Annotated in this window: 1 protein-coding gene; it reads left to right on the top strand. The window is 72.4% G+C overall.

Features of this window, described 5'->3' with window-relative positions:
- Positions 1-1,082, top strand: a 1,082-nt coding sequence (locus EOA29_RS37460; protein WP_281061138.1) for a hydantoinase/oxoprolinase family protein, incomplete at both ends; no start/stop codon positions are given.

Here is a 1,082-nt window from a genome sequence, read left to right as displayed (position 1 = left end):
CCCGGGCCCCGCCGCCAGCCTTGGCGGCGCCCGCCACATGACTGGGCTCGACGACGCCATGGTGTCGGACATCGGCGGCACCACGACGGATGTCGCGGTGCTCGACGGCGGCCGGCCTCGCCTCGATCCCGAAGGCGCCACCGTCGGCGGCTTCCGCACAATGGTGGAGGCGGTGGCCATGCGCACCTTCGGCCTTGGCGGCGACTCGGAAGTGGCGCTGGAAGACGGCGCGCTCACCCCGAAAATCCTGCTCGGGCCGCGTCGCCTGGTGCCGCTGGCGCTGGCGGGAATGGTGCATGGCGAGGCGGTCACCGCCGAGCTGGAACGGCAGTTGCGCGCGCCGAATCCCGGCCGCATGGACGGGCGCTTTGCCGTGCGCACCGGTGTGCCGGATCGGCTCTCCGCCGGCCTCACCGCGCCGGAAGCAAAACTCTACGAGGCGATCGGCGCCACCCCGCTCGCGCTCGACAGACTGCTTACCTCCAACGCCCAGAACGCCACGCTCAACCGGCTGGTGGCGCGGGGCCTCGTACATATTTGCGGCTTCACGCCGTCCGACGCCGCCCATGTGCTGGGCAGGCAGGCCAATTGGGATCCCGCCGCCGCCCGCCTCGGCGCCGAGCTCTTCGCCCGCCGCCGCGACGGCCGCGGGCAGGCGATTGCGGCGACGCCGGAAGCGCTCGCCGAGCGCGTGCTCACCACGCTGACGCGCTGGTCGGCCGAATACATCCTCGAAACCGCCTTCGCCGAGGACGGTTTGGACGGTGCCGCGACGGTCGCCCATGCGCTGGTGCAGCGCGCCGTCGACGCGCATCCCGGCATCGCCCGCTTCACTGTCGCGCTCGACCGCCCGGTCATCGGCCTCGGCGCCTCGGCGCCGCTGCATTATGCCGGGCTGCCGCCGCTGATCGGCAATGGCTGCATCGTGCCGGAGGACACCGACGTCGCGAATGCGCTTGGCGCCGTGGTCGGCCAGGTCCGCGTCTTGGCCGAAGCCCGCGTCAGCCAGCCCAGGGAAGGTCTCTTCCGCCTCGCGTCGGGGCAAACGGTGCGCGATTTCACCGACGAGGCGAAGGCGATCG

It is taken from the genome of Mesorhizobium sp. M1E.F.Ca.ET.063.01.1.1 (assembly GCF_003998155.1).
Lineage (GTDB): Bacteria > Pseudomonadota > Alphaproteobacteria > Rhizobiales > Rhizobiaceae > Mesorhizobium.
The sequence above is the reverse complement of the archived record's forward strand: the minus strand, read 5'-3'. Positions and strand labels throughout refer to the sequence as shown.